This window comes from Corynebacterium faecium (assembly GCF_027257105.1).
Classification (GTDB): Bacteria; Actinomycetota; Actinomycetes; order Mycobacteriales; family Mycobacteriaceae; genus Corynebacterium; species Corynebacterium lehmanniae.
Genome location: NZ_JAPYJX010000001.1, coordinates 160,425 through 185,495, shown reverse-complemented (window position 1 = coordinate 185,495; position 25,071 = coordinate 160,425). Strand labels below are relative to the sequence as shown.

Sequence of the window (25,071 nt, the reverse complement as noted above, 5' to 3'; positions counted from 1 at the left end):
AAACTTACCGGCGCATGACCTTCTTGGACAGCCAGTTGCCCATGAACTGCGCCAGCTGCACGATGACCACGATGACCAGCACCGCAGCCCAGGTGACCTGAGGCTCGAACGCGCGGTAGCCGTACACGATGGCGAAGTCGCCCACGCCGCCGCCGCCGATGTAGCCGGCCATGGCGGACATGTCGATCACCGCGATGAAAATGAACGTGTAGCCCAAAATCAGCGGGCCGAGCGCCTCCGGCAGGATCACCGATGTGATGATCTTCCACGGGCTCGCACCCATGGACCGGGCGGCCTCGATCACGCCGGGGTCAATGGCCACCAGGTTCTGCTCCACAATGCGGGCGACGGTGAACGTGGCGGAAAAACACATCACGAACGTCGCCGCGGCGCGGCCGATGGTGGTGCCCACCACCTGTAGGGTCAGCGGGTAGAGCATCGCGATCATGATGATGAACGGGATGGGGCGGAAAAAGTTCACCGCCACGTTGATGATGGTGTAGACCACCTTGTTCTGTAGGATGCCGCCCGGGCGGGTGGTGTACAAAAACAGGCCCAGAAGCAGGCCGAAGAAACCGCCGACAACCATGGTGATGGCCACCATCCACAGGGTGTCGCCGATGGCTTCGACGAAGGTGGGGCCGAGGGTGTCCCAGTTCGGCTCGGCGAGGATGTACTCGGTTACGCCAGTGCTCAACGGGTTCATCGGGTGATCTCCTCAATCTCGGTGCTTTGCTGCAGGGTGGCCAAGAATTCGTTGATGGCGGCATCGTCGCCGTTGAGGCGCACGGTCATCTTGCCGAAGGAACGTTCCTGCAAGGTGGTGATGCCGGCGTGCACCGGCTCCACCGACACGCCGCGCTCGCGGGCGGCTTCCGCCGCGCCGAAGAACCCGGAATCCTCCGTCAGGTCCACGGTGAACAGGCGGCCCGGCTTGGCCAGAAGCTCGCGCGCCTCCACCTCGTCGGGGCGGTTGCGCAGGCTGGTGGCGGCGAAACGCTGCGCCACAGATGTCTGCGGGTTGGCGAACACGTCGTAGACGCTGCCGTACTCCACCACCTGGCCGTCCTCCATGACGGCGACCTTGTCGGCGATGGCGCGGATGACGTCCATCTCGTGGGTGATCACCACGATGGTGATGCCGAGTTCCTCGTTGACGCGGCGCAGCACGCCGAGCACCTCGTGGGTGGTTTCGGGGTCGAGGGCGGACGTGGCTTCGTCGGCAAGCAAAAGCGACGGGTTGGTCGCCAGCGCTCGGGCGATGCCGACGCGCTGCTTCTGGCCGCCGGAGAGCTGCTCCGGGTAGTTCTCGCCGCGCTCGGACAGGCCGACGAAGTCGAGTAGCTCGGCGACGCGGCGCTTGCGCTCCTTTTTGTCCACACCGGCCAGCTTCAGCGGGTACTCGATGTTGCCGGCGGCGGTGCGGGAGGAAAAGAGGTTGAACTGCTGGAAGATCATGCCGACGTTGCGGCGGATCTCGCGCAGTTTGCGTTCGGACATGCCGACGACGTCGGTGCCGTCGAGAAGCAATTGCCCCGAGGTGGGCATGTCCAGGCCGTTGATGAGGCGGACAAGCGTGGACTTGCCGGCACCCGAATAGCCGATCACGCCGAGGATTTCGCCCGGCTCGACGGTCAGGGTGACGTCGTCGACGGCTTTGACCTCGCGGTCTTTGGTTTTGAAGACCTTGGATACGTTCCGGAACTCAATCCGGGTGCCAGTTTTTGCCATCTACTTGTACTCCTCCACAAGGCGGTCGAGGATCTCGTTGAGGTCCTCCTTGGAGCGCTGGACCTGCACGGCGGTGCCGTTGGAGTCCTCGTTGAGCGCCGCGGTGACTTCTTCGGACTGCCAGACGTCCACGATCTTTTCGTAGGTCTCGTTGTCCAGGTCGTCGCCGGAGACGGTGAAGACGTTGATGTACGGCTCCGCCAGCTCCGAGTTCGGGTCGTCCGCGGCCACAGAGGAGGCCGGGTCGATGCCGGCGCGCTGCAGCCAGTTGTTGTTGATGACCGCCGGGCGGCCCTCGTTGTAGGCGTTCGGCGTCTGGGAAGCGTCCACGGCGACAACCTTGACCTTGGAGGCGTCCTTGTCGATGTCGGCCGGGGTCGGGGTCAGCTTCGGCGCGCCGTCGCGCAGGGTGACCAGGCCGGCCTGGACCAGCACGTTGATCGCGCGGCCCTGGTTGGACGGGTCGTTCGGGATGGCGATCTCAGCGTCCTCGATGCCGTCGAGGGAGTCGTGGCCCTTCCAGTACAGGCCCAGGACGTTGATCTCGCCGGAGCCGATGATGCGCAGGTCCTTGCCGGAGGTGGCGTTGTACTGGGCCTGGTAGTTGATGGTCTGGAACTTCGAGATCTCAATCTGGCCCTCGGTCTGCGCCGGGTTGACCTGCGGGTACTCGGTGAACCGGACGATGTCCAGGTCGATGCCGGCCTTCTGCGCCTCGTCGGCGAAGACACTCCAGGCCTTCTGGTCGGCGTCGGTGGTGCCGATCTTGACGCTGACTTTGTCGCCGTCGCCATTGCTTGTCGACGACTCCGTCTCCGACGAGCAGGCCACCAGCCCGGTGGCCGCGATGAGCGATGCCGCCGCAGCGGCGATAACGCGCTTGGTACGCATGAAGCGTGCTCCTTTTGCTTAGTTGGGGGTGTGTGGAGACTTACTTGTTCTGGAGGCGGTCCAGAATCTCGTTGAGCTCAGCCTGCTCGCGGTAGACCGGCACGGAGGTGCCCTTGGAGTCCTTCGCCGCAGCCTCGGCGACCTCCGGGGTCTGCCACAGCTCGACCAGCTTGTTCAGGGTCTCGTCGTCGATGTTGTCGGCCTGGGCGGCGAAGACGTTGATGTACGGCTCAGCCTCCTTGGACTCCGGGTCGTCCTGGAAGACGGCCAGGCCCGGCTCGATGCCGGCGCGGTCCAGCCAGGTGTTGTTGATGATGGCCGGCTTGCCCTCGTTGTAGGCGGACGGGGTCTGGGACGCGTCCACCGGGGTGACGGTGACCTTGGAGGCGGCCTTGTCGATGTCGGCCGGGGTCGGGGCGAGCTCGTCTGCGACGCTGTCGCTCAGGGTGAGCAGGCCGGCCTGGACCAACACGTTGATGGCGCGGCCCTGGTTGGACGGGTCGTTCGGGATGGCGACGGACTGGCCCTCGATGCCGTCGATGGAGTCGTGGTCCTTCCAGAACAGCGCCAGCGGCACGATCTCGGTGGAGCCGACGACGCGCAGGTCGTTGTTGGAGGCCTTGTTGTACTCGGCGAGGTACTTGATGTGCTGGAACTTGTTCACGTCCAGCTCGCCCTGCGCGAGCGCCTCGTTGACCGGGGAGTAGTCGGAGAAGGAGACGATGTCCAGGGTGATGCCGTTGTCCTTGGCCAGGTCCTTGAACACGCGCCACGCTTCCTGGTCAGCCTCGGTGGTGCCGATCTTGACGGTGACGTTGTCGCCGTCCTTGGCGGCGGTGTCAGCGGTGTCGTCGGACTCGTTGGAGCAGGCGACCAAGCCCGTGGTGGCGAGGGCAGCCGCGGCAACGGTTGCGAGGGTGCGCGTGATACGCATTGGGGTCTCCTTGGGTAGGGAATCTATGACGGGTCAGAATCTAGCACCCTATGTACCGCTTAGTCTATTTCTGGACGGGTTTACTTACCGAGCTGTCTGCCGGGCGCGGGGGCGTTACACCGCGCAAAGTAGCACACAGTTTCGGACAGTGGTAGCGTCCCCTCCATGAGGTTCAACGGGGGAGCGCCGCTGTCGTGGTCGCGGCTCGAACGCATCCTCTCCGGCCGCCCCGGCCCGGAGCCGGTGCCGGTCGGTCACACCGGCACGCCCGCAGGCGCTGCGTACGGCAAGGCGGAGTCGACGTCTCCATCGCGCGAGCGATGCCTATCGACGACACCGTTCGCCGAGCTGCACACCGTCAGCTCGTATAGCTTCCTCGGCGGGGCGAGCGAACCGGAGGACTTGGTGGCCCGGGCCGTTGAGCTGGGGCTGAGCGCGGTGGGGCTGCTGGACCGGGACGGGTTCTACGGCGCGGTGAAGTTCGCGGAGGCGGCCGCCGCGGCCGGGCTGGACACCGTCTTCGGGGCGGAGCTGACGCTCGGCGGCACCGTCCTGCCCGTGATCGCCCGCGGGCCGGAGGGCTACAAGCGCCTCTCCCACCTGATGGCGGACGCGCACATGGCCACCCGCGAGAAAGACAAGGTGGCCTACCCGCCGCTGGAGCTCATCGGCGACCAGCTGGGCAGCACCTGCGTCGTGCTTGCCGGCTGGCGGTGGGCGGAGGAAATCGACCACCTGGTCGACGTCTTCGGCGCGGACAATGTGGTGCTGGAGTACGAGGTGTCCATGACGCCCGAGGACGCGGACCGGCACGCAGCACTAGACCGGGCGCGAAACGCGCACGCGGAAAAACACGCAGCGCAGCTCCCTGCCATCGTCACTGCGGCACCGGCCGCGGCCACGCGCGACCAGGCCCGGCTGGCCCAGGCGAAGCGGGCGCTGGCCAGGCGCGAGTCGCTCGCCCAGGCGCACGGGGACCTGCACCCGATGGGGGCGAACTGGCTGCGCTCCGGCGACCAGCTCCAACGCATGTACCCAGGGTGCGAGGACAAGCTTGCCTACAGCGTCGAGCTGGCCAAACGCTGCGCGTTCACGCTCGACCTGGTCGCGCCGGAGCTGCCGCGCTACCCCACGCCGGACGGCCGCAGCGAGATGGAGCATCTGCGGGGACTCACGCTGGCGAGTGCGCAGTTTCGCTATGCGTCGCGGGGGCCGGAGGTGCGTCGAAAAGCAATGGCCCAAATCCGCTACGAGCTGGAGGTGATCGAGGAGCTGAATTTTCCCGGCTACTTCCTCATCGTCTACAACCTGGTGGATTTCTGCGCGAAGCAGAACATCATGTGCCAGGGGCGCGGCAGTGCGGCGAACTCGGCGGTGTGCTTCGCGCTCGGCATCACCAATGTGGAGCCGATCGAGGCGGGGCTGCTGTTCGAGCGGTTCCTCTCCCCGGACCGCGACGGCCCGCCCGACATCGACTTGGACATCGAGTCGGGCCGGCGCGAGGAGGTGATCCAGTACGTCTACGACACCTACGGGCGCGACAACGCGGCGCAGGTGGCCAACGTGATCACATACCGGACTAAGGGCGCGGTGCGCGACGCCGCGCGTGCTTTGGGGTTCGCGCAGGGTGCGGCTGATAGTTGGGCGAAGGGGATGACGGAGGTGCCGGAGGGCGTCGAGAAGCTTGCGGCGCAATTCAAAGGGCAGCCGCGCCACCTGGGCATTCACTCCGGCGGTATGGTGATTTGCGACCGCCCGATTGCGGACGTGGTGCCCGTGGAGTGGGCGCGGATGGAAAACCGCTCGGTGGTGCAGTGGGACAAGGACGACTGTGCCTCGGCCGGCCTGGTCAAGTTCGACCTGCTCGGCCTGGGCATGCTGGAGGCGCTGCACCACATGGTGGATCTGGTGGAGGAAACCACGGGCCGCACGGTGCACTTGTGGGAGCTTCCGCTTGACGACGCCTCCGTGTACGACATGCTCTGCCGCGCCGATTCCGTCGGCGTGTTCCAGGTGGAATCGCGCGCGCAGATGGGCACCCTGCCCCGGTTGAAGCCACGCCGGTTTTTCGACCTGGTGGTGGAGGTGGCGCTGATCCGCCCGGGGCCGATCCAGGGCGGGTCGGTGCACCCGTATTTAAGAAGGCGCGACGGGTTGGAGCCGGTGGAGTACGACCACCCGGTGCTCGAGCGCGCCCTGGGCAAGACGCTGGGCATCCCGTTGTTCCAGGAGCAGCTCATGCAGATCTGCGTGGATGCGGCAGGCTTTTCCGGCCGCGAGGCCGATGCGCTGCGGCGGGCCATGGGGTCGAAGCGTTCACCGGCTCGCATGGCGGCGTTGAAGTCGCGGTTTTTCGAGGGGTGCTGGCGCACCAACGAGATTGGCTCGGAGGTCGCCGAGCGGCTGTGGCAGAAGATCGTGGCCTTCGCCGCCTACGGGTTCCCGGAGTCGCACTCGCAGTCGTTCGCCTCGCTGGTGTACTTCTCCGCCTGGTTCAAACGGCACTACCCGGCGGAGTTCTGCGTGGGGCTTTTGCGCGCGCAGCCGATGGGGTTCTACTCCCCGCAGTCTTTGATCCAGGACGCGCGCCGCCACGGGGTGGAGGTGCTGCCGGTGTGCGTGAACAACTCGGGGCGCGAGGCGCTGTGCGTGGACTCCTCGACGATCCGGGTGGGGTTGAACCTGGTGCGGGGCCTGGGTGCGGATGCGGCATTGCGGATTGAACAGGCCGCGCCTTTCGACGGGATCGCGGACCTGGCGCGCCGGGCCGACCTGTCCGTGGAGCACGTCGAGGCGCTGGCTCGGGCGGGGGCGCTGGACTGCTTCGGGGGCACGCGCAGGCAGGCGCTGTGGCAGGCGGGCGTGGCCGCCACGGAGCGCGAGGGCATGCTGCCCGGGTTGTCCTCGGTGGTGGCGCCGTCGCTGCCGGGCATGAACCCGTTTGAGCTGATGGCCGCCGACGTGGCGGCCACCGGTGTCACGCCGGGGGTCATGCCGGTGGAGATGGTGCGCACAGCGCTGTCCGCGCAGGGCGTGGTGCCGGCGACGGAGCTTCTGCACGGCGTGGAGGACGGCACCCGCGTTCGCGTGGCCGGCGTGATCACGCACCGCCAGCACCCAGCCACCGCAGGCGGGGTGACCTTCTTGGGAATGGAGGACGAGACCGGGCTGATCAACGTGGTCATCTCCGTCGGTCTGTGGAACAAGCAGCGGGTGCTGGCGCGCACCGCCAAGGCGCTGGTCGTGCGCGGGATCGTGCAAAACGCCTCCGGGGCGGTGTCCGTGGTGGCGGACCGGCTCGAGCCGCTGGCGATGGGGGAGCTGCTCTCGCGCGGGTCCCGGGATTTCCGGTGATGGGGTACAAGTGGAGCAGAGGGGGGAAAATGAAAATTTCGACCAATCCGGTGACAAAAACCTCGGCGGAGATCATTCTGGGCTCGCTACCTGAAGCGAGACGACAAAGGTACATGGATCTCGCCGGGCAAAAAGGGCCTTTGGTTGCTGCTCAGATTTATCTCTGGAACTCCTATGTTGCTGCAGCGATTCTCCGAACCACAGGGTTTGCAGAGGTGCAGCTGAGAACAGTCATCGACGAAAGTTTTGCGGAGTGGAATATCCAACACGGCGGAACTCGGGAGTGGATTACCGACCCAGTTGATTTGCTCGCGACAGTGGTGGCACAGCCGAAAAGGCCGCTGAGGTCATTCGCCGATTTGAAAACTGCTGGGCCGAACCCTACCCATAATGATTATGTGGCTGGATTAAGTTTTGGATCGTGGACCCAGCTGTTGCCGACGTCCCATTACCAAAACGACAGAAATCCTCGGCACGTGCTGTGGGTCGAAGCGATCCGCCCACGGTTAACTCACGCGGATGAGACGAACTTTTCTTCTCGAGCAAATAGTTTGCGGACCATCCGAAACCGAGCTTCGCATCACAGGCCGATTATTTCGGAGGAGAATGCAGTGAGACAGGCGCACCAAGACAGCGTTGAACTCTGCAAAATGATTAATCCGAAACTTGGTGAGTGGCTTCGGCGTGAACGCTGGATTTTAGAAGCGCTCAACCAGTCACCACTGAAATGAGGACAGCCCCCACAACTGAGGTGGGGGCCGTTGCCTATTCGCCGGAAAACCCGGCTCCGTGGAAGAAATCGTACAGTGCGAAACAGGAGGTCGCAACTGTTTGGCACGCGAGGCGGCCCGATGCTCTAGCGTGTCGTCGTTGCCGTAAAACTGCGCTGGGCGGATACCGAACAGTGCGTCGACGGCACCGAAGCAGCAGGAGAACTTGTCGTAGTCCACACGGGTCGCGCGTTTTCTGGTGATGGGTGTGTGACCGGGTGGCTGTGCCGGGTGTTGGCTGTGGATGCTTACCCCAGGATGCTTACTTCTAAACGCTTACTTCTCGAGAGAGCCAGGGCGATGCCAGCCGCCGTACTCGATGGGTAAGCATCCTGGAGTAAGCATCTACGCCGAGTAAGCATCCTGGGGTAAGCATCTACGCCGGAACAGCCCAACCATCCCGGGCTGGTAGCGTGAGCGCCATGTCAGACGCACCGCTGCAGCCTTTGCCCACCTCGGTGGAGACGATGCACAAGGTCTCCCCGAAGCTGATGTGGCCGAAGCTGGTCAGCAACGCCATCTGGATGTTCTTCGTCTGCGGCGGGCTCTACCTCTGTTACCGCGAGTGGGGCTGGGGTTTTCTCATCCCGCTGGGCTTGTTCGGTGTCTTTTTCATCTGGCGGTTCTTCCTCATCCCGTTCCAGGTGCGCAACATGGGCTGGCTGGAAACGGACAATGAGCTGGTGTTGAGCAAGGGCAAGATGTTCCACACCATCACGGTGATCCCGTACGGGCGAATCCAGTTCGTGGATGTGGAGTCCGGCCCGATTTCCCGCTCCCTCGGCCTGAAGGAGCTGAAGGTGCACACGGCGTCGAGCTCGTCGGATTCGGATCTTCCGGGCTTGCTCGCGGAGGACGCCGACGCGCTGCGCGACCGTCTCGCCGTCAAAGCCCGCGAGCGGATGAGCGGCCTGTGAGCACTGAGCACACCACCCCCGGCATGGAGGGCTACCGCCGCATCCACCGCCTCACCCCGCTGCTTCGCGTGTGGGCGTTCGTGCTGGCCCTGGCCACGATCGCGCTGTTCAACTTCACCATGCCTATCTATCACTGGGCGCAGCGCGAAAACGTCGGCGCGCGCGAGATCGCGTGGGCGGCGGCGGGTGCCGTCGCCGCACTCGCGGTGATTTTCGCGGTCTCCCAAATCTGGTGGCGCCGCAGCGGCTTCAAAATCGGCGAGGAGGAGGTAGAGGTGCGCCGCGGCGTGCTGACCAACCAGGTCCGCGCCGCGCGCTTCGACCGCATTCAGGCCGTCGACGTCATCGAATCCTTCGCGCCGCGCATCTTCGGCCTCGCGTCGGTGCGCATCGAGGCCGCCGGCAACGCGCAATCCGCCATCGACATCACCTACCTGCCGCGCGATGAAGCGGAGGAGGTGCGCGCGCAACTGCTGCGCCGCATCGGGGGACCGCAGAAGCAATTGCCTATCGACGCCTCCGGCCCGAACCTCGTCCCCCCAATCCCGATCCGCAGGTCGCTTATCGGCACCGCGTTCCAGATGTCCACGCTGTTCACCATTGCGTGGGCGTTCGTGCCGATCTGGACGGACCTGACCGCCGCGGCGATCATCCCGGTGCTGGTGGGGTTCCTGCCACGGATCTGGCGCACCATCGACCAGTCCTGGCGGTTCACCTGCACCAAGGAGGGGGAGATGTTCCACCTCACGTACGGGTTGGCCAACCGCCGTCGTCAAGCGGTGCCACGCTCGCGCATCCACGCGGTGCAGCTGCGCCAGCCGATGTTCTGGCGGCTGTTCGGCTGGTGGACCGTCTCCGTTGTGGTGGCGGGCTACGGCTCGGAGCGCAACAAGCAGACCGGCACCTCGAAGCTTCTGCCGGTGGGCACGTGGGAGCAGGCAAAGGCGATGGTGGACGCCATCGGGCCGATGACTGGCAGCGACCTGACGGACCTCGCCGGCGCCGACTACCGCTCGCCGCGCAGCGCCCGGTGGGTCTCGCCGATCGATTGGAAGCGCCAGACCGTCACCATCCGCGACGGCGCAGTCGCCGCGACGGCCGGCCGGCTGGGACGCTGGTACCAGATGGTGGAAACCCCCCACATCCAGGAACTGGCGTTCGAGCAGGGCCCGCTGCAGCGCGTCCTCGGCCTGGCCAACGTGGACCTGGACATGGTGCCCGGCCCGTTCAGTGTCTCCCTGCGCGATGTGGGGGAGGCGCAGGCGCGTGAAATCGTCGATAAGCTGCGGGCCCGCAAGCTCCCGCCGATGCAGGTCACGGACCCCTTGTCAGATGCCGCCGACGAACCCGAGCTGGCGCCACGCCTCGTAGACGGCGACTGAGCTTACGACAAGTTCAGGATGTCACGGTGTTTCTACGCTATTTATTTGTGCGATGTTTGGCTATATGGCTTGATGCTCAAGATTCTCGCTCGCTTTATAAGAAAGGACCCCTGGTGGCGCATCGTGGAGAGGCTTTGCAGGGGGACCGTTGATGCAGAATATATATCAACAGCCAAGTAGCTAGGTAAAACTGATCACTTTTACCCCCGTTTGTAGATGGGATAAGCAGCATTCGCTTACTACTGTTCAGCCGGAAGCGATCAACATACACTAGGCACATGGTCGCAAGAATCGTGAGAAACGAAGAGGGATTCTTGGTCGCTGTCGGCTCATCTGAGGTCACGGACGAAGATGTCCGGCTGTTGGTTGCGGATCGTCTGGAATCGGTACTCGAGGATCTAGACCCCGCCGAGGAACCCGAGCTGGCGCCACGCCTCGTAGACGGCGACTGACGCGGAGTTGGTCAGGTTCATGCTGCGCCGCGCCGGCAGCATCGGGATGCGGACTTCCCGCGTGATCCGCGGGTGGGCCAGGTGTGCTTCGGGGATGCCGTTGGCTTCGTTGCCGAACATGAGCGCGTCGCCGTCCTGGTAGGACACCTCGTGGTAGTGGTGCTCGGTGTGCGCGGTGAACGCGAAGATGCGCGAGTCGGGGATGGTATCGAAGCAGGCGTCGATGTCCTGGTGGATGATCACGTCCGCCAGGTCGTGGTAGTCCAGGCCGGCGCGTTTGAGGTGCTTGTCGTCGAAGTTGAAGCCGAGCGGCTCGACGAAGTGCAGCTGCGCCCCGGTGTTGGCGGCGAGGCGGATGGCGGCGCCGGCGTTGCCGCCGATGGCTGGGTTGTCGTAGATCAGGTGGAGCACGCTTGACAGTCTAGGATTGGGGCCGTGACTGCGATCAAACTGGACGGAAAACTCTACCGCGAGGAGATTTTCGCGGATTTGAAGGAGCGCGTGGCTCGTCTCAAAGCTGAGCACGGCGTCACCCCGGGCCTGGCCACGGTGCTGGTGGGGGAGGACCCGGCGAGCCAGAACTATGTGCGCATGAAGCACAAGGACTGCGAGGAGCTGGGGATCGCGTCCATCATGAAGGAGCTGCCGGGCGACTGCACTCAGGAGGAGCTTGAGAAGCTTATCGACGAGCTGAACCACGACCCGGCCGTCACCGGCTACATCGTCCAGCTGCCGCTGCCGAAGCACCTGGACGAAAACCGCATTTTGGAGCTGATTGATCCGTCCAAGGACGCCGATGGGCTGCACCCGGTGAACCTGGGCAAGCTCGTGCTCAACGAGCCCGCGCCGCTGCCGTGCACCCCGAACGGCTCCATCAAGCTACTGGAGCGCTTCGGCGTGGATCTGAACGGCGCGATCGTGTGCGTGATCGGCCGCGGCGTGACGGTGGGCCGCCCGATCTCGCTGATGCTCACCGCCCGCGACGTCAACGCCACCACCGTGCTGTGCCACACCGGCACCAAGGACCTGGCCACGGAGACCCGCCGCGCGGACGTGATCATCGCCGCCGCCGGAAAGCCGCACATGATCACCGCGGACATGATTAAGGAAGGCGCCGCGCTTCTCGACGTCGGCGTCTCCCGCGTCGACGGCAAAACCGTCGGCGACCTGCACCCGGATGTGTGGGAGAAGGCCGGCTGGGTCTCCCCGAACCCGGGCGGCGTGGGCCCGATGACGCGCACGTTCTTGGTGCGCAACATCGTGGAAAACGCCGAACGCCAGGCCGGCATCGGCCAGGACGCCAACTAGGGCGTGAGCCGGTTTGGCAAGTAGCAGGATCCAGCTGCCTGGGAGCGACCGGTTGAGCACGGAGCTCCCGGACGGGCTGACGCTGGACAACCCCCACGACCGCGGCGCCGCGGCCTCGCCGTTGCCCGTTGTGGTGCAGCGGGTGATGGCCGCGCTGTTCGTGGTGGGTTTCGTGCTCTCGGGGATCTACGCGGCCACGGAGCACTGGCGCCGCGCCACGTTCACCCTGGGCGCGGCCATGCTGTGGCTCACCGTGATGCGTCTGACCTGCGATTCCAGGGTGATCGGCCTGGTGGCGGTGCGCTCGAAGCGTTTCGACGCGCTGTTTACCACCGCCCTTGGCGCGGCCATGCTGTGGCTGTCCTGGTCGGTGGACGCCCTGGGGTCGTAGCTCACCGACGTAGCGCCACTCAACATTCACCAGGTGTTCACCTCCGCGTCGGCTAGACGTCGGCAGGCGGCAACCTTGCGTCCCTAGTGTGCCACGGGTGAATTTTGGTAACGGTGCTGAAAACATTGCAAGCGATACGGCCCAGGTCTCCTTATAGGGAGTCCGGCGGGAGTTTGCGGACGGCACTGGGCTCCACGAGACGTCCCTAGACATCGCAAAGGGCGAGTTTGTCTCCATCCTTGGTCCTTCCGGCTGCGGCAAGTCCACACTGCTGCGCTGCATCGCCGGGCTGGAAACGCCGGACGCGGGCGTGATCGAGTTCGCCGGCCGCGAGGTGTTCGGCCCCAACACCAACGTGCCGGTGAACAAGCGCAACCTGTCCATGGTGTTCCAGGACCTTGCGCTGTGGCCGCACATGACCGTGGCCAAAAACGTCGAGTTCCCGCTGACCACCGGCAAGCAGAAAGTGTCCAAGGCGGAGCGCGACAAGCGCGTGGCACGCGCGATGGACATGGTGGGCATCGGCGCGAAGGCCGAGCAGCGCCCGAACGAGCTCTCCGGCGGGCAGCAGCAGCGCGTCGCCATTGCGCGTGCGCTCGTCTCCGACCCGGAGCTTTTGCTTATGGACGAGCCCCTGTCCGCCCTCGACGCCGCCCTGCGCACCCAGATCCGTTCCGAGCTGACCCGCCTGGCCTACGAACTGAACCTCACCGTTATCTACGTCACGCACGACCAGTCGGAGGCGCTGGCCATGTCCGACCGTGTCGCGGTGATGAACGCCGGCAACGTCGCGCAGTTCGCGGACCCAGTTGAGTTGTACGACCACCCGGCGGACGACTTCGTCGCCGGCTTCGTCGGCGTGACCAACACCCACGAGACCCTGCCGTCGAACCGGCCGGAGGACCTCGAGGTCACCCCGCTGCATGGAAAGCGACCGGATGTGCTTCCGGCGAACTCCATCGTCGGCGAGGTGGTGGAAAGCCAGTACACCGGCGGACGCTACGAAATCCGCAGCGTCGTGCCGGGTGCGCCGGAGCCTTGGCTGGCCTACACCAGGCACCGCCTGGGCCGCGGCGACGAAGTACTGCTCACACTCACCCCGCGTTCCTAATCCCGTTTCCCCTTTTACAGGAGATTTCCCAACATGAAGAAGATCATCGCAGCGCTTGCGGGCGCATCCGCCGCGTTCGGCCTGGTTGCCTGCGGCTCCGTCGAGTCCAACGACACCGCTGAGTCCACCGGCGCAAACGAGGCCAACGAGACCGTCACCGCCGACGAGTGGAAGGCCCCGGAGGGCCTGTCCGGTTCCATCGACTACTACTCCGCAAACCCGCAGGGCCTGACCGACGCGCTGGTCGAGGCCTTCCAGGAGAAGACCGGCGTGACCGTCAACGTGTTCGCTGGCACCACCGGCGAGGTCACCGCCAAGATCAAGGCGGAGGAAGCCAACCCGCAGGCCGACGTGGTCTACCTGGCGTCCTGGAGCGCCGCGAACAAGCAGGCAGAAACCGGTGCGCTGGAGTCCTACAAGCCGGAGAACATCGATGCCGCCAACGCCGATTGGAACGCCGCCGACGACACCTTCCACGGCCGCGACGGCTCCGCGCTCGCACTGGTGGCGAACACCGACGTGGTCTCCGACATCCCGACCGACTGGGAGGACCTGGCAGACCCGAAGTACGCCGACCAGGTGATCATGCCGGATCCGCGTGAGTCCGGCACCGCCGCTGACCTGCTCACCGCCATGATCGCCGAGTGGGGCGAGGACAAGACCTGGGAGCTGTTCGACAAGCTCTTCGACAACGGCATGATCGTCCAGGGCGCCAACGGCCCGGCGCTTGACCAGGTCACCTCCGGTTCCAAGGGCATCGTCTTCGGCGGTGTGGACTACTCCGCTTACTCCGCCAAGGGCAAGGGCGAGCCGCTCGAGGTTGTCATCCCGTCCTCCGGCACCACCGTCACCCCGCGCCCAGTGATGATCATGAAGTCCTCCGACAACATGGACGCCGCGAAGGCCTTCGTGGACTTCATGTTCTCCGAGGAGGCGCAGCAGATCTCCGCGTCGAAGAACATGATCCCGTCCAACAAGAACGTGGAGCCGAAGAACGGCCCGAAGCTGGCGGACATCAAGCAGATCTCCGACGACTGGGCCGCCATCTCCAAGGACTCCAAGAACGTCCGCGAGCAGTTCGCTGACCGTTACCTGAAGTAAAAGGCACCAATGACGGCGAAGACGAAAACCAACCCCGGGGTCTACCCGGTCCTGATCATCCTCCTGGTCCTGGTCGCGGCACCGCTGGTGTCCGTCCTGGTCACAGCGGTGACCGGCTACCGCGGCGAAGACTCTGCCCTGCAGAGCCTGCTGCGCCCGGAAATGCTGCGGGTGATCCGCAACACGGTCTGGCTTTCCGTCCTCGTCGTCTTCTTCGCAACACTGTTCGCGGCACCGCTGGCCTTCTTCCGCGCCTGGACGCCCATGCGGCGCGCCGGGTGGGTGGAAGTGCTGGTCATGGTGCCGTTTATGACCCCGCCGTTCGCCGCGGCGATGGCGTGGATGGACTTCACCCGCCTGCGCGGCGTGGCGGACATGCTGTTGGGGCCCACGCTTGGCGACGCCGTCCGGTCCGCCATCAACTCAGTGTGGGGTATGGGCTTCATCATGGCCGCCGAGCTGTTCCCGTTCCTCTACCTGATCCTGCGCAACGCGTTCGCGTCGATCCCGGCCTCGCAGCTGGAGATGGCGCAGGTGGCGGGTGCGAACCGGTGGCAGCAGTTCAGCCGCGTGGTCGTGCCAGCGGTGGTCGGGCCGTACTCGCTCGGCGCGCTGATCGTCTCCATCAAGGCCGCCGGCGAGTTCGGCACCCCGGTCACCCTCGGCAACGCGATCGGCTACGAGGTGCTCGTTTCCTCGATCTACCAGGACGTGACCATCGACCCGCTGAACTTCTCCAAGGCGGCGGCGTCCTCCAGCGTGCTGTTCACGCTCGGTGTGATGGCGTGGGCCATCCAGCAGTGGGCGGGCAGGGGAGTGCTCGCCACGGGCGGCAGGGTGTCTCGCGCGGTCAACCTTCGGCCGTCGAGAAGCATGATGGCTCTTGCCTGGCTGTACACCGCGGTGGTGTTCACGCTGAGCGTGTTCATCCCGTACATCTCCATCATCCTGGCGGCGATGACTATCCTGCGCTCCAAGCCGCCGACACTGGACAACCTCACGTTCGACTACTTCCACATCGTGCTGACCATGCCGTCCGGGCAGGAGGCGCTGACCCGCTCCATCGTGCTCGGCGCCATCGGCGCGACAACCGCGGTGATCCTGGCGCTGGCGGTGACGGTGTTCACGATGCGCAGCCGCCGCTGGCCCGCGCGCGTCTCCGACTTTTTGGCCGTGGCGCCGGACACCGTGCCCGGCATTGTGCTGGCGATCGGCTTCATCCTCCTGTGGAACTCGCCGAAGCTGCCGTTTACCCCGTACGGTTCGCAGTTGATCCTGGTTATGGCGTTTACGGTGCTGTTTGTGCCGATGGCGGTGCAAAACATCAAAACGTCCGCCGCCGCGATGTCGCCGACGCTGTCGGAGGCCTCCGCCGTCGCCGGCGCGACGTCCTGGCAGACGTTTACCCGCGTCACGCTGCCGATGCTCGCGCCCGGCATTTTCGCCGGCTGGCTGCTCGCGTTTTTCGTGGGCATCCGCGAGCTGGTCATGTCCTCGCTGATCCGCCCGACGCGCATCAACCTGCTCGCGCCGTGGATCATGAACCAGTTCGAGCAGGGCCACCGCGCTGAAGCCATGGCGATGACGCTGATCGGCGTCGGCACATCCACCGCAGTGCTCGTGCTGATCCGCTGGTGGCAGGGCAGAAGTAGCGCACACGTTCGGTAAATCCGCGCTGCGTGTCGGCGGGATTCGTAGGGTTGAAGCTGTCGTTTCCCCAGGAGGTCCCGCATGACAGATTCCCACCCGAGTATTTTCTCGTTCACCACCGACATCCCCGGCACCGAGGTTGAGGTCACCGTGTCGGTGAAGTCGATTTACGAGGACGAACCGTCTCCCCAGCAAATTGATTTTGCCCGCAAGATGACGGCCGAGCTGTCGGCCGCTGTGTCCGAGTACACGCCAGTGCAGCCGTGGCGTACCGAGTCTTTGGATGCCTACGTCGTGCTGGCCAACACCCACCAACTGCTGGATTTGGGGCGCGATTCCGTTGACACCACCCCTTCACAGGCGCGCCGCTACTTCGCGGAAGCCGCCGACAACCTAGAGATTCTCAAAGAATGGGACCCACGCTTCACCACCGCGTACTACCAGGCCAGGAAGTGCGAACAGGCGGCCGGCAACTTCCTCATGGGTGAGCTCGAGGAGTTCCACGATTGCTTAGAGACGTGGATGCCAACGCGTCTGGGAGGCGACAGTCCCACAGAGCGAGTCGTGGTGGTGGACGATTTGCAGACGCAGGAAAGCTTCGCCGCCACGCTCACCCCGGACCACGAGGCGGTGAGCGTGAACATGCTGGACGCGGACGAGGTGGACGACTACTTCGCGGTGGGCCGCACCGTTTACCCGGTGCCGATGTTCCCGGACGGGACGGTTATATCGCGGCTTGCTACCTCGGTCTACGTCGACGACATGCGCATCACCTACCTTGTGCACACCGAAGATGAGGCGTTTCCGTTGCTGAAGGAGCTCGGTGAGACCGCTGAAGAATTCTGTAGCCTCACCTGCGGTTACACACCGGTGGAGTACTACACCGAACTCGCCTACGCGAAGCAGCTGGACAACCTGGTGTATTCCCCGCGCTTCGACGAGGACGGGGTGTACCGCCGCAACCTGCTGGACATGTACGCGTACTCGTTGTCGGTGATGAGCAACTTTGACGAGGTGTATGAAGTGCCCCGCGACTTGGCCCGCAGCGCGGCGAAGCTCAACGAGGAGATGCGTGTCGACGCAGCAGTCGAGCTGGCCCGCACCATTGGGCACTGGCTGCCACGCGACATCTCGGAGCTCATCCCGCGCGGCTGGACCGACGCCAGCAACCAGGAATTCTCGCTTGCACTTGAAGATGGGCTGAACCTGCTCCCGGGCCGCCGATTCGTGGCGGTGTTCGACCACCAGTCGCCAGAAGAGTACGGGGAGACGTGCTTGCCGAACCGGGAGCAGCTATACCCGTTTGTGTACGGGCATGTGGCGGAGGCGGACATCTTCGACCTGCGTCACGCCCAGATTTTCCTGGGCGACGTGTAGCCCGCGGATATCCTGGCACCATGCCTAACCACGCAGCCGACCCCGTCCTCGTTGTCGCCGACATCCACCTCGGCCGCAAGCAACACGGCGACAAGAAGACCGGCCCCGGCATCGACTGGGCGCTGGGCACCCTGCAACGCGGCGCGGAGGCGGGCGCTCGGCACCTGGTCATGCTGGGCGACGTCATCGACCGCAAGCGGTTCGCGGACGCGACATACGGCGAGGTCACCCGGTTTTTCGCCCGCGGGCTCGAGCTGTTCGACACCGTCGTGTTCATCGCGGGCAACCACGACGTGCACCACGATCTCACAGAAACCATCCCGGACGGCGTGATCGTCGCAAGGCAAGAGCCCCAGACCATCCGGGCGGGTGGGTGGGCGCTGCACACCGCTGCGGTGGAGGTGGACCGGGATCCGCGAGAGCTCGTCGCAAAGTTCCCGGCGCCGGTTGAAGAGGCGCCGAACCTGGGGCTTTTGCACACCTCGGTGACCGGCGAGTTCTCCAACAACCCGTGCCTGCCGTGCACCCGCGACGAGCTCGCCGCGTTGGGGTACGGCGCGTGGCTGCTCGGGCATGTGCACCAGCGCATCACGCTTTTCGACGCCCCGTTCGCCGGCTGGGTCGGCATGGGCCGGGCCTACCTCGCCACCGCGGACGGCACCGAGGTGCAGGTCACGGACCTCTAGATGTCGTAGGCGCCGCGCTCCGCTGCGACCTCGCGCGCGGACGGCGTTTCGTGCGTCAGCGAGATGAAGTTGCGCAGGATCCGGTCCATTTGGCGGGCCTCCACAAGGAAGGCGTCGTGGCCGACCGGCGAGGACAGCTTCGCCATGGCGAGCAGGTTGCCCAGGTTGCGGGAGAGGTGTTCCTGCTGGTGGTAGGGGTACAAGATGTCGGTGTCCACGCCCACGATCATGGTCGGCACGGTCGACGAGGCCAGCGCTTTGTTCAGCCCGCCGCGGTCGCGTCCCACGTCGTGGCGGTTGAGGGCTTCGGTGAGGGTGACGTAACTGGCGGCGTCGAAACGCTTGGTGAGCTTCGTGCCCTGGTGTTCCAAGTAGGACTGCACGGCGAAGCGCTCGCCGTCCGCGCGGTAAGGCCCGAGCGGGTTTTCGTCGGGTTGGGCGAAGGTGCCGAAGCGCTCGTCGATCTCCAGCTCGCCGCGGTAGGTCAGGTGCGCGATGCGGCGCGCGGCGGCCAGGCCGGCGTCTGGGGCGCAGCCGGTGCCGTGGTAGTCGCCGCCGTGCCAATCCGGGTCATGGGTGATCGAGGTGATCTGCGCGGACTGGATGCCAATCTGCCAGGCGCTGGCCCGGGCGGACACCGCGAGCACCAGCGCGTAGTCCACGGCCTCGGGGTAGAGCAGGGTCCACTCCAGGGTGCGCGCGCCGCCCATAGAGCCGCCGATGATCGCGTGGACCCGGCCGATGCCCAGCGCCTCCAGGAACGCGCGCTCGGCGTGCACCATGTCTCGCATGTTGATCGCCGGGAAGCGCGAGCCCCACACGCCGCCGTCCGGGTGTTCGCTTGCCGGCCCGGTGGAGCCGTAGCAGGACCCAAGCGCGTTCGTGCAGATCACGCACCACGCGTCGGTGTCCAGCGCCTTGCCGGGGCCGATGGCCTCGCACCACCAGTCGGCGGCGTCGGTGTCGCCGGTTAAGGCATGCTCCACCAGCAGGATGTTGTTTTTGCCGCCCAGGTCGCCGCGGGGGACGCCCCACCGTCGATAGGCAATGTGCGCATCCTGGATCACCGCTCCTGCCTCGGTGTGGACGTCGCCGATGGCGACGGTGCCCAGCTCGCCTTCCGCAGCCAGCATTTACACCGCCGCGAAGCCGCGCTCGAGGTCCGCGATGATGTCCTCGACGTCCTCGATGCCCACGGACAGGCGCACCGTGGCCTGGGTGATGCCGGCGCGCGCGAGACCCTCGGCGTCGGACTGCGAGTGCGTCGTGGACGCCGGGTGAACCACAAGCGAGCGCACGTCGCCGATGTTAGCCAGATTGGAGTGCAGCTTCAGCGCGTCGATGAACTTCCAGGCCGCGGTCTTGTCGTCCTGGTCACCCGCGATGTCGAAGGACAGCACCGAACCGGTGTACTTCAGCCCCAGCTTCTCCTGCGTGGCCTTGTACGGCGAGCCCTCCAGGCCCGCGTAGTTGACCTTGGCTACCTTGTCGTGGGCGGCGAGGAACTCGGCGACCTTCTTTGCGTTCGCATTATGCTTTTCGACGCGCAACGCCAACGTATCGATACCCTGCAGCGCCACCCAGGCATTGAACGGGGAAATGGCGGCACCCGTGTCGCGCAGCAGGCCGGCGCGGGCGCGCAGCGCAAACGCCGGGGCGCCCAGGTCCGCGTACTTCAGACCGTGGTACGCCGGGTCCGGGGTGGTAAACAGCGGGAAGACCGGTTCGCCGTCGCGCTCGACGGTCCAGTCGAACGAGCCGCCGTCCACAATCGCGCCGCCGATGGCCGCGCCGTTGCCGGTGTAGAACTTCGTGGTGGAAAGGACCACGATGTCCGCGCCCAGCTCCAGCGGGCGGACCAGGGCTGCGGTGGCCATGGTGTTGTCCACAATCAGCGGGACCTGGTTGTTGTGGGCCACCTCGGAAATGGCCGGGATGTCCAGCACGTCCGCGATCGGGTTGCCGAAGGTTTCGCCGTAGAACGCCTTCGTGTTCGGCTGAACGGCGGCCTGCCAGCTTGCCGGATCGTCCGGGTTTTCCACGAAGGTGAAGTCGATGCCCAGCTTCGGCAGAGTGTGCTGGAACAACGTCTCCGTGCCGCCGTAGAGGCGCGGGGAGGTGACCACGTGGTCGCCGGCCTGGGCGAGGGTGAGGATCGCGGCGGTTTCCGCGGCCATGCCGGACGCGAACGCGGTGGCTGCCACGCCGCCCTCCAGGGAAGCGAGGCGGTCCTCCAGCGCGGACTGCGTCGGGTTGGTCAGGCGGGTGTAAATCGGACCCGCATCCGAGAGGTTGAAGCGGTTCTCAGCGTGCTGGGCGTCGTCGAAGACGTAGCTGGTGGTCATGTAGATCGGCTGGTTGCGCGCGCCGTAATCTTGGTCCACCTGCTGGCCGGCGTGGATGGAGCGGGTGCCGAACGACCATTCGCTGGCGTTCGAATTGTCGTACTTCTGCTTCGAGTTCGTCATGGGGTGCAATGTAGTCCGCTTTGTCTGCTATTGCGTACCAAGCGGTCTATATGGGGTGTGGGCTGTGCATTTGTCTGAATATAAATCTGTGAGGGAACCGCGCCGGGTTTTCGTGCGTCCAAGAGGCGTGGGGATGGACCGAGAAGACACACATGAACTGGGGCGTTGGGAAGAACGGAAAGGGCAGTTGAGGGCGGAGCTCGTCGATACGCGAAAGCTTACGCACGGCACCTTTCCGGATGGGGAGTTTGTGGAGCTGGAACCGGCCGTGTGGTTTCCGGCCGCGACGTGGGGCGAGTTGAAGTACCACGAACGGCAGTGGCTGCGCGTGGAAGCCGCCGCGATGGTGAGCAACGCCGCCGTGCTGGTGGGGCGCTCAGCGGCGCGGAAGCTGGGGATGTGGGTGATTTCACGCGGGGAGGAACCGGTGGAGGTGGCGCTGCCGTCGCGGAGCGTGTCGCAAAGCCGGGCCCAGAGCGGGCGCTACGCGTTCCGGTTTTCCAAACTTCGGCGCGACGAGCAGGTGGTCTACGAGGGGCACTGTCTTTCCACGCCGATCCGCACGTTCATCGACATCGCCCGCTACCACGGGTTTATCGAAGGGCTCATCGCCGCCGACTACCTCCTGCGGCGCGGCATTGAACGCGACGCGATTGAAAAAGAGATCCGCAAGATGGGGCGGGCCAAGGGGATCGGTGTGGCCCGGAGGTGTTTGGAGCACGCGATCCCGAACTCCGATTCAGCGTACGAGTCCCTGGCCAGGGGCTTGTTGATCGAGGCCGGGATCGGGCCGGTGGTCGCCCAAGCCCAGATCGAGCGCTACTTCGCCGACCTTTTGGTTCAGGGATGGCTGATCATCGAGATCGACGGCGAAATCAAATACGAGCGCGACGACGCCGGCGAGGTGTGGAAGAAAGAATTCAGCCGGCAGAAACGGATCGGCAACAAGGGCTACGTCATCCTGCGGTTCGATTCCAAGCTCCTGCGGGAACAACCCCACGTGTTCATCGCGGAAGTTCGGGCTGCGCTGGCCGGCACCGAGGTGCTGGCGGCGCGGATGGGCTAGATGCTTACTGCAGGATGCTTACCGGTTTCTAGATGCTTACTCCCAAACGCTTACTTCTCGACGAACCTCCGGCAGATTCTTGCGCGTTACTCGAGAAGTAAGCGTCCTCGGGTAAGCATCTAGCCGGGGTGAGCATCCTCGGGTAAGCATCCTGGGCGGGATAGCCGCGCGGGCGAACTACAGCGCAACAAAAACGGCCGGAGCGGGGCGCGAAACCCCGACACCGGCCGATCTCAGATCAGCGAGTTACTTCTCCAGTGCGTCGATGATCTTGTTGAAGGTTGCGGACGGGCGCATGACCGCCGAGGTCTTCTCCTCGTCCGGCCAGTAGTAGCCGCCGAGGTCGGCAGCGTTGCCCTGGGCGTCGAGAAGCTCGCGATCGATGGTATCGGCGTTGTCGCGCAGGTCCTTCGCGATCGGGCCGAAGACCTCGGCCAGCTCGGTGTCGTCGGACTGGGCTGCCAGTGCCTCTGCCCAGAACAGGGAGAGCCAGAAGTGGGAGCCGCGGTCGTCGATCTCGTTCACCTTGCGGGACGGGGACTTGCCTTCGTCGAGAAGCTTCTCGGTGGCCTTGTCCAGCGCGGCGGCCAGGACGCCGGCGCGCTCGTTGCCGTTCGTGTTCTTCTCGTGGCGGAAGGACTCGGCCAGCGCGAGGTACTCGCCGAGGGAGTCCCAACGCAGGTGGTTTTCCGCCTCAACCTGCTGGACGTGCTTCGGGGCGGAGCCGCCGGCACCGGTCTCGAACAGGCCGCCGCCAGCCATCAGCGGGACCACGGAGAGCATCTTCGCGGAGGTGCCCAGCTCGAGGATCGGGAACAGGTCCGTGTTGTAGTCGCGCAGCACGTTGCCGGTCACGGAGATGGTGTCCTCGCCGCGGCGGATGCGCTCCACGGAGGTCTTGGTGGCCTCGACCGGGGAAGCGATGGAGATGTCCAGGCCCTCGGTGTCGTGATCCTTCAGGTACTTCTGAACCAGCTCGATCAGGTTGCGGTCGTGGGCGCGCTCCTCATCCAGCCAGAAGATGGTCTTCATGCCGGACAGGCGTGCGCGGTTGACGGCCAGCTTGACCCAGTCCTGGATCGGGGCGTCCTTGGTCTGGCATGCGCGCCAGATGTCGCCGGCCTCGACGTCGTGCTCGATCAGCACGTCGCCGGCAGCGTTGACAACCTGGACCTTGCCGTCGGCCGGGATCTTGAAAGTCTTGTCGTGGGAGCCGTACTCCTCGGCCTTCTTGGCCATCAGGCCGACGTTCGGGACGGTGCCCATGGTGGTCGGGTCGTAGGCGCCGTTTGCGCGGCAGTCGTCGATAACCGTCTGGTACACACCGGCGTAGGAGGAGTCCGGGATAACGGCCAGGGTGTCCTGCTCCTGGTCGTCGGCGTTCCACATGTGGCCGGAGGTGCGGATCATCGCCGGCATGGAGGCGTCGATGATCACGTCCGACGGCACGTGGAGGTTGGTGATGCCCTTGGCGGAGTTCACCTGCGCCAGCGCCGGGCCGTCCTGCAGGGCCTTGTCGAAGGCGGCGCGGATCTCCTCGCCGTTCTCCAGCTCGGACAGGCCCTCGTAGATAGCGCCAAGGCCGTTCTCGCCGTCCAGGCCCGCGGCGAGGAGCTGCTCGCCGTACTTGTCGTAGACGTCCTTGAAGAAGGCGCGCACGACGTGGCCGAAGATGATCGGGTCGGAGACCTTCATCATGGTGGCCTTCAGGTGCGCGGAGAAGAGTACGCCCTCGTCCTTGGCGCGCTTCACGGCGTCCAGCAGGAAGGCGTCGAGAGCCTTAGCGGACATGTAAGTGCCGTCGATGACCTCGCCCTTCTCAACCTTGAGGCCGTCCTTCAAAACCTCTTCGCCGCCGTCGGCCTTGACCAGCTTGATGGTCAGGGTGTCGGCGTCCGGCATGATGACGGACTTCTCGTTGTGGCGGAAGTCGCCGGCGTCCATGGTCGCGACGTTGGTCTTCGAGTCGGAGGACCACTCGCCCATGGAGTGCGGGTGCTTCTTGGTGAAGTTCTTCACGGCCTCCGGGGCGCGGCGGTCGGAGTTGCCCTCGCGCAGCACCGGGTTCACAGCGGAGCCCTTGACTGCGTCGTACTTGTCCTGCGCGTCCTCGTAGTCCGGGATGTCAAAGCCTGCGGCCTGCAGCTCCGCGATGGCCTTCTTCAGCTGCACCAGGGAAGCGGAGATGTTCGGCAGCTTGATGATGTTGGCTTCCGGCGTCTTGGCCAGCTCACCGAGCTGCGCCAGCGCGTCGTCGACCTTCTTGTCGCCGAGGCGGTCCGGGAATTGCGCGAGGATGCGGCCGGCCAGCGAGATGTCGGCGGTGTCCACGTCGATGCCGGCGCGGGAAGCGAAAGCCTCCACGATCGGCTTGAGGGAGTACGTCGCCAGCAGCGGCGCTTCGTCGGTGCGGGTCCAAATGATCTTCGCCATAATGCTCCTTTGTTTTAACGTGTCTGACTTCAGCCAACCAGACTACTAGGGTCATCACACATGAGTCTCACAATCGCGTCGGTCAACGTCAACGGCATCCGCGCCGCCACCAAAATCCGCAACGAGGACAACCCGGGCATGCTGGCCTGGCTCACCGAAACCTCGGCGGATGTGGTGCTTATGCAGGAGGTTCGCGCCACCGTCGACCAGGCGCGCGCGGCGTTGGCGCCCGCGCTCGAGGACGGGTGGCACCTCGCCGTCGCCCCCGCGGAGACCCCCGGTGCGAAGGGGCGCGCGGGTGTGGGCATCCTGTCTCGCACTCCGCTTAACGACGTCACCTTCGGCATCCCCAGTTTCGAAGATGCGGGACGTTTTATCGCTGCCACACTTTCCGACGGCACCCGCGTCGGCTCGTTGTACCTGCCGTCGGGTTCTGCCGACACTCCGAAGCAGGACGAGAAGTACCGCTTCCTCGACGAGTTCGAGCCGCTGCTGGAGCAGTGGGCGGGCGAGTATCCGGACATGGTCATCGGCGGCGATTGGAACATCTGCCACCGCCGCGAGGACCTGAAGAATTGGAAGACCAACCGGAAGAAGTCGGGCTTTCTGCCGCACGAGCGCGCGTTCATGGACGCGGTGTTCGGCTGCTTCCCGGACGAGGAGGCCCAGGACTTAGACGTCAAGGCAGATGCTGCGTGGGCGGGGGCTGTGGAGTACGTGTCCGAGGGCCGTCGAGAAGCAAATTGCTCCCCGAAGTGGTTCGACGTGGCGCGCAGGCTGCACCCGGATGACGCGCCGTACACCTGGTGGACGTTCCGCGGGCAAGCCTTCAACAACGACGCGGGGTGGCGTATCGACGTGCAGGCCGCGACCGCGAACATGCTCGAGCGTGCCGAGCGGACCTGGGTGGACAAGGCGCCGACGGTGGAGCAGCGGTGGTCCGACCACTCGCCACTTTTGGTTGATTACCGCTAAATGCTGAACACCGTTCAAGAACGGGCTACACTGGCACCTACTTGTGACGTGAACCACCAAGAACGGAGTCCAGT

21 protein-coding genes are annotated in these 25,071 nt (G+C 65.2%); 13 read left to right on the top strand and 8 right to left on the bottom strand.

The annotated features are described in order from the left end of the window. Positions 1–4 precede the first annotated feature (4 nt). From O5O53_RS00940 to O5O53_RS00925, 4 genes are read right to left on the bottom strand one after another with little or no spacing between them, the layout of a single operon-like run. Positions 5–706 (bottom strand): methionine ABC transporter permease, encoded by a 702-nt coding sequence (locus tag O5O53_RS00940; protein ID WP_269508227.1) that lies wholly within the window; start codon positions 704–706, stop codon positions 5–7. After that, on the bottom strand, positions 703–1,731 hold the full coding sequence (locus tag O5O53_RS00935) for a methionine ABC transporter ATP-binding protein (RefSeq protein ID WP_269508225.1): 1,029 nt from the start codon (positions 1,729–1,731) through the stop codon (positions 703–705). The genes O5O53_RS00940 and O5O53_RS00935 overlap by 4 nt, the downstream gene beginning before the upstream one ends. Next, on the bottom strand, positions 1,732–2,622 hold the full coding sequence (locus O5O53_RS00930; RefSeq protein WP_269508223.1) for a MetQ/NlpA family ABC transporter substrate-binding protein: 891 nt from the start codon (positions 2,620–2,622) through the stop codon (positions 1,732–1,734). Between the two features lie 40 nt (positions 2,623–2,662). Then, positions 2,663–3,556, bottom strand: a complete 894-nt coding sequence (locus tag O5O53_RS00925; RefSeq protein ID WP_269508221.1) for a MetQ/NlpA family ABC transporter substrate-binding protein — start codon at positions 3,554–3,556, stop codon at positions 2,663–2,665. 165 nt (positions 3,557–3,721) lie between these two features. On the opposite strand from O5O53_RS00925, the gene O5O53_RS00920 reads away from it, so the two are divergent. The 4 genes from O5O53_RS00920 (at position 3,722) to O5O53_RS00905 (ending at position 9,979) form a co-directional block, all read left to right on the top strand. Beyond that, on the top strand, positions 3,722–6,910 hold the full coding sequence (locus O5O53_RS00920; RefSeq protein ID WP_269508218.1) for an error-prone DNA polymerase: 3,189 nt from the start codon (positions 3,722–3,724) through the stop codon (positions 6,908–6,910). A 29-nt stretch (positions 6,911–6,939) separates the two neighbouring features. Beyond that, a complete protein-coding gene (locus tag O5O53_RS00915) occupies positions 6,940–7,641 on the top strand; it encodes a hypothetical protein (protein WP_181889877.1) in 702 nt (233 codons plus the stop codon). 461 nt (positions 7,642–8,102) lie between these two features. Beyond that, the gene (locus tag O5O53_RS00910; protein WP_239307069.1) at positions 8,103–8,597 is read left to right on the top strand and encodes a PH domain-containing protein; all 495 of its coding nucleotides are present in this window, start codon (positions 8,103–8,105) and stop codon (positions 8,595–8,597) included. Further along, positions 8,594–9,979: a PH domain-containing protein gene (locus O5O53_RS00905; RefSeq protein ID WP_239307070.1), complete on the top strand. Its 1,386-nt coding sequence runs from the start codon at positions 8,594–8,596 to the stop codon at positions 9,977–9,979. The genes O5O53_RS00910 and O5O53_RS00905 overlap by 4 nt, the downstream gene beginning before the upstream one ends. A 398-nt stretch (positions 9,980–10,377) precedes the next feature. Here O5O53_RS00905 and O5O53_RS00900 read toward each other — a convergent pair whose 3' ends face one another. Next, positions 10,378–10,851 (bottom strand): tRNA (cytidine(34)-2'-O)-methyltransferase, encoded by a 474-nt coding sequence (locus O5O53_RS00900; RefSeq protein WP_269508567.1) that lies wholly within the window; start codon positions 10,849–10,851, stop codon positions 10,378–10,380. Positions 10,852–10,866: 15 nt separating this feature from the next. On the opposite strand from O5O53_RS00900, the gene O5O53_RS00895 reads away from it, so the two are divergent. From O5O53_RS00895 to O5O53_RS00865, 7 genes are all read left to right on the top strand, one after another. Next, positions 10,867–11,739: a bifunctional methylenetetrahydrofolate dehydrogenase/methenyltetrahydrofolate cyclohydrolase gene (locus O5O53_RS00895; protein WP_269508214.1), complete on the top strand. Its 873-nt coding sequence runs from the start codon at positions 10,867–10,869 to the stop codon at positions 11,737–11,739. Positions 11,740–11,791: 52 nt separating this feature from the next. Then, positions 11,792–12,130, top strand: coding sequence for a DUF3017 domain-containing protein (locus O5O53_RS00890; protein ID WP_239307072.1), 339 nt, complete (start codon positions 11,792–11,794; stop codon positions 12,128–12,130). A 211-nt stretch (positions 12,131–12,341) separates the two neighbouring features. Further along, a complete protein-coding gene (locus O5O53_RS00885; RefSeq protein WP_437177833.1) occupies positions 12,342–13,241 on the top strand; it encodes an ABC transporter ATP-binding protein in 900 nt (299 codons plus the stop codon). A 33-nt stretch (positions 13,242–13,274) separates the two neighbouring features. Further along, positions 13,275–14,342, top strand: coding sequence for an ABC transporter substrate-binding protein (locus tag O5O53_RS00880; RefSeq protein WP_269508211.1), 1,068 nt, complete (start codon positions 13,275–13,277; stop codon positions 14,340–14,342). A 9-nt stretch (positions 14,343–14,351) separates the two neighbouring features. Next, positions 14,352–16,010 carry an ABC transporter permease gene (locus O5O53_RS00875; protein ID WP_269508208.1) on the top strand — a complete coding sequence of 553 codons (1,659 nt, stop codon included), beginning with the start codon at positions 14,352–14,354 and terminating at the stop codon, positions 16,008–16,010. Between the two features lie 63 nt (positions 16,011–16,073). Then, a complete protein-coding gene (locus tag O5O53_RS00870; protein ID WP_269508205.1) occupies positions 16,074–17,369 on the top strand; it encodes a hypothetical protein in 1,296 nt (431 codons plus the stop codon). A 20-nt stretch (positions 17,370–17,389) separates the two neighbouring features. Continuing rightward, positions 17,390–18,055, top strand: a complete 666-nt coding sequence (locus O5O53_RS00865) for a metallophosphoesterase family protein (RefSeq protein ID WP_269508201.1) — start codon at positions 17,390–17,392, stop codon at positions 18,053–18,055. On the opposite strand, the gene metX is transcribed toward O5O53_RS00865, so the two are convergent. Together metX and O5O53_RS00855 are read right to left on the bottom strand one after the other, a co-directional pair. After that, positions 18,052–19,188 (bottom strand): homoserine O-acetyltransferase MetX, encoded by a 1,137-nt coding sequence (gene metX / locus O5O53_RS00860; RefSeq protein WP_269508198.1) that lies wholly within the window; start codon positions 19,186–19,188, stop codon positions 18,052–18,054. The genes O5O53_RS00865 and metX overlap by 4 nt on opposite strands. Beyond that, the gene (locus O5O53_RS00855; RefSeq protein WP_269508194.1) at positions 19,189–20,523 is read right to left on the bottom strand and encodes an O-acetylhomoserine/O-acetylserine sulfhydrylase; all 1,335 of its coding nucleotides are present in this window, start codon (positions 20,521–20,523) and stop codon (positions 19,189–19,191) included. 133 nt (positions 20,524–20,656) lie between these two features. Between O5O53_RS00855 and O5O53_RS00850 the strand changes: the two genes are divergently transcribed. Further along, on the top strand, positions 20,657–21,589 hold the full coding sequence (locus tag O5O53_RS00850; protein WP_269508191.1) for a DUF559 domain-containing protein: 933 nt from the start codon (positions 20,657–20,659) through the stop codon (positions 21,587–21,589). Positions 21,590–21,835: 246 nt separating this feature from the next. Here O5O53_RS00850 and O5O53_RS00845 read toward each other — a convergent pair whose 3' ends face one another. Then, positions 21,836–24,022 carry an NADP-dependent isocitrate dehydrogenase gene (locus tag O5O53_RS00845; protein WP_269508188.1) on the bottom strand — a complete coding sequence of 729 codons (2,187 nt, stop codon included), beginning with the start codon at positions 24,020–24,022 and terminating at the stop codon, positions 21,836–21,838. 60 nt (positions 24,023–24,082) lie between these two features. Here O5O53_RS00845 and O5O53_RS00840 point away from each other — a divergent pair, with 60 nt between their 5' ends. Further along, positions 24,083–24,997, top strand: coding sequence for an exodeoxyribonuclease III (locus O5O53_RS00840; protein ID WP_269508184.1), 915 nt, complete (start codon positions 24,083–24,085; stop codon positions 24,995–24,997). Positions 24,998–25,071 lie beyond the last annotated feature (74 nt).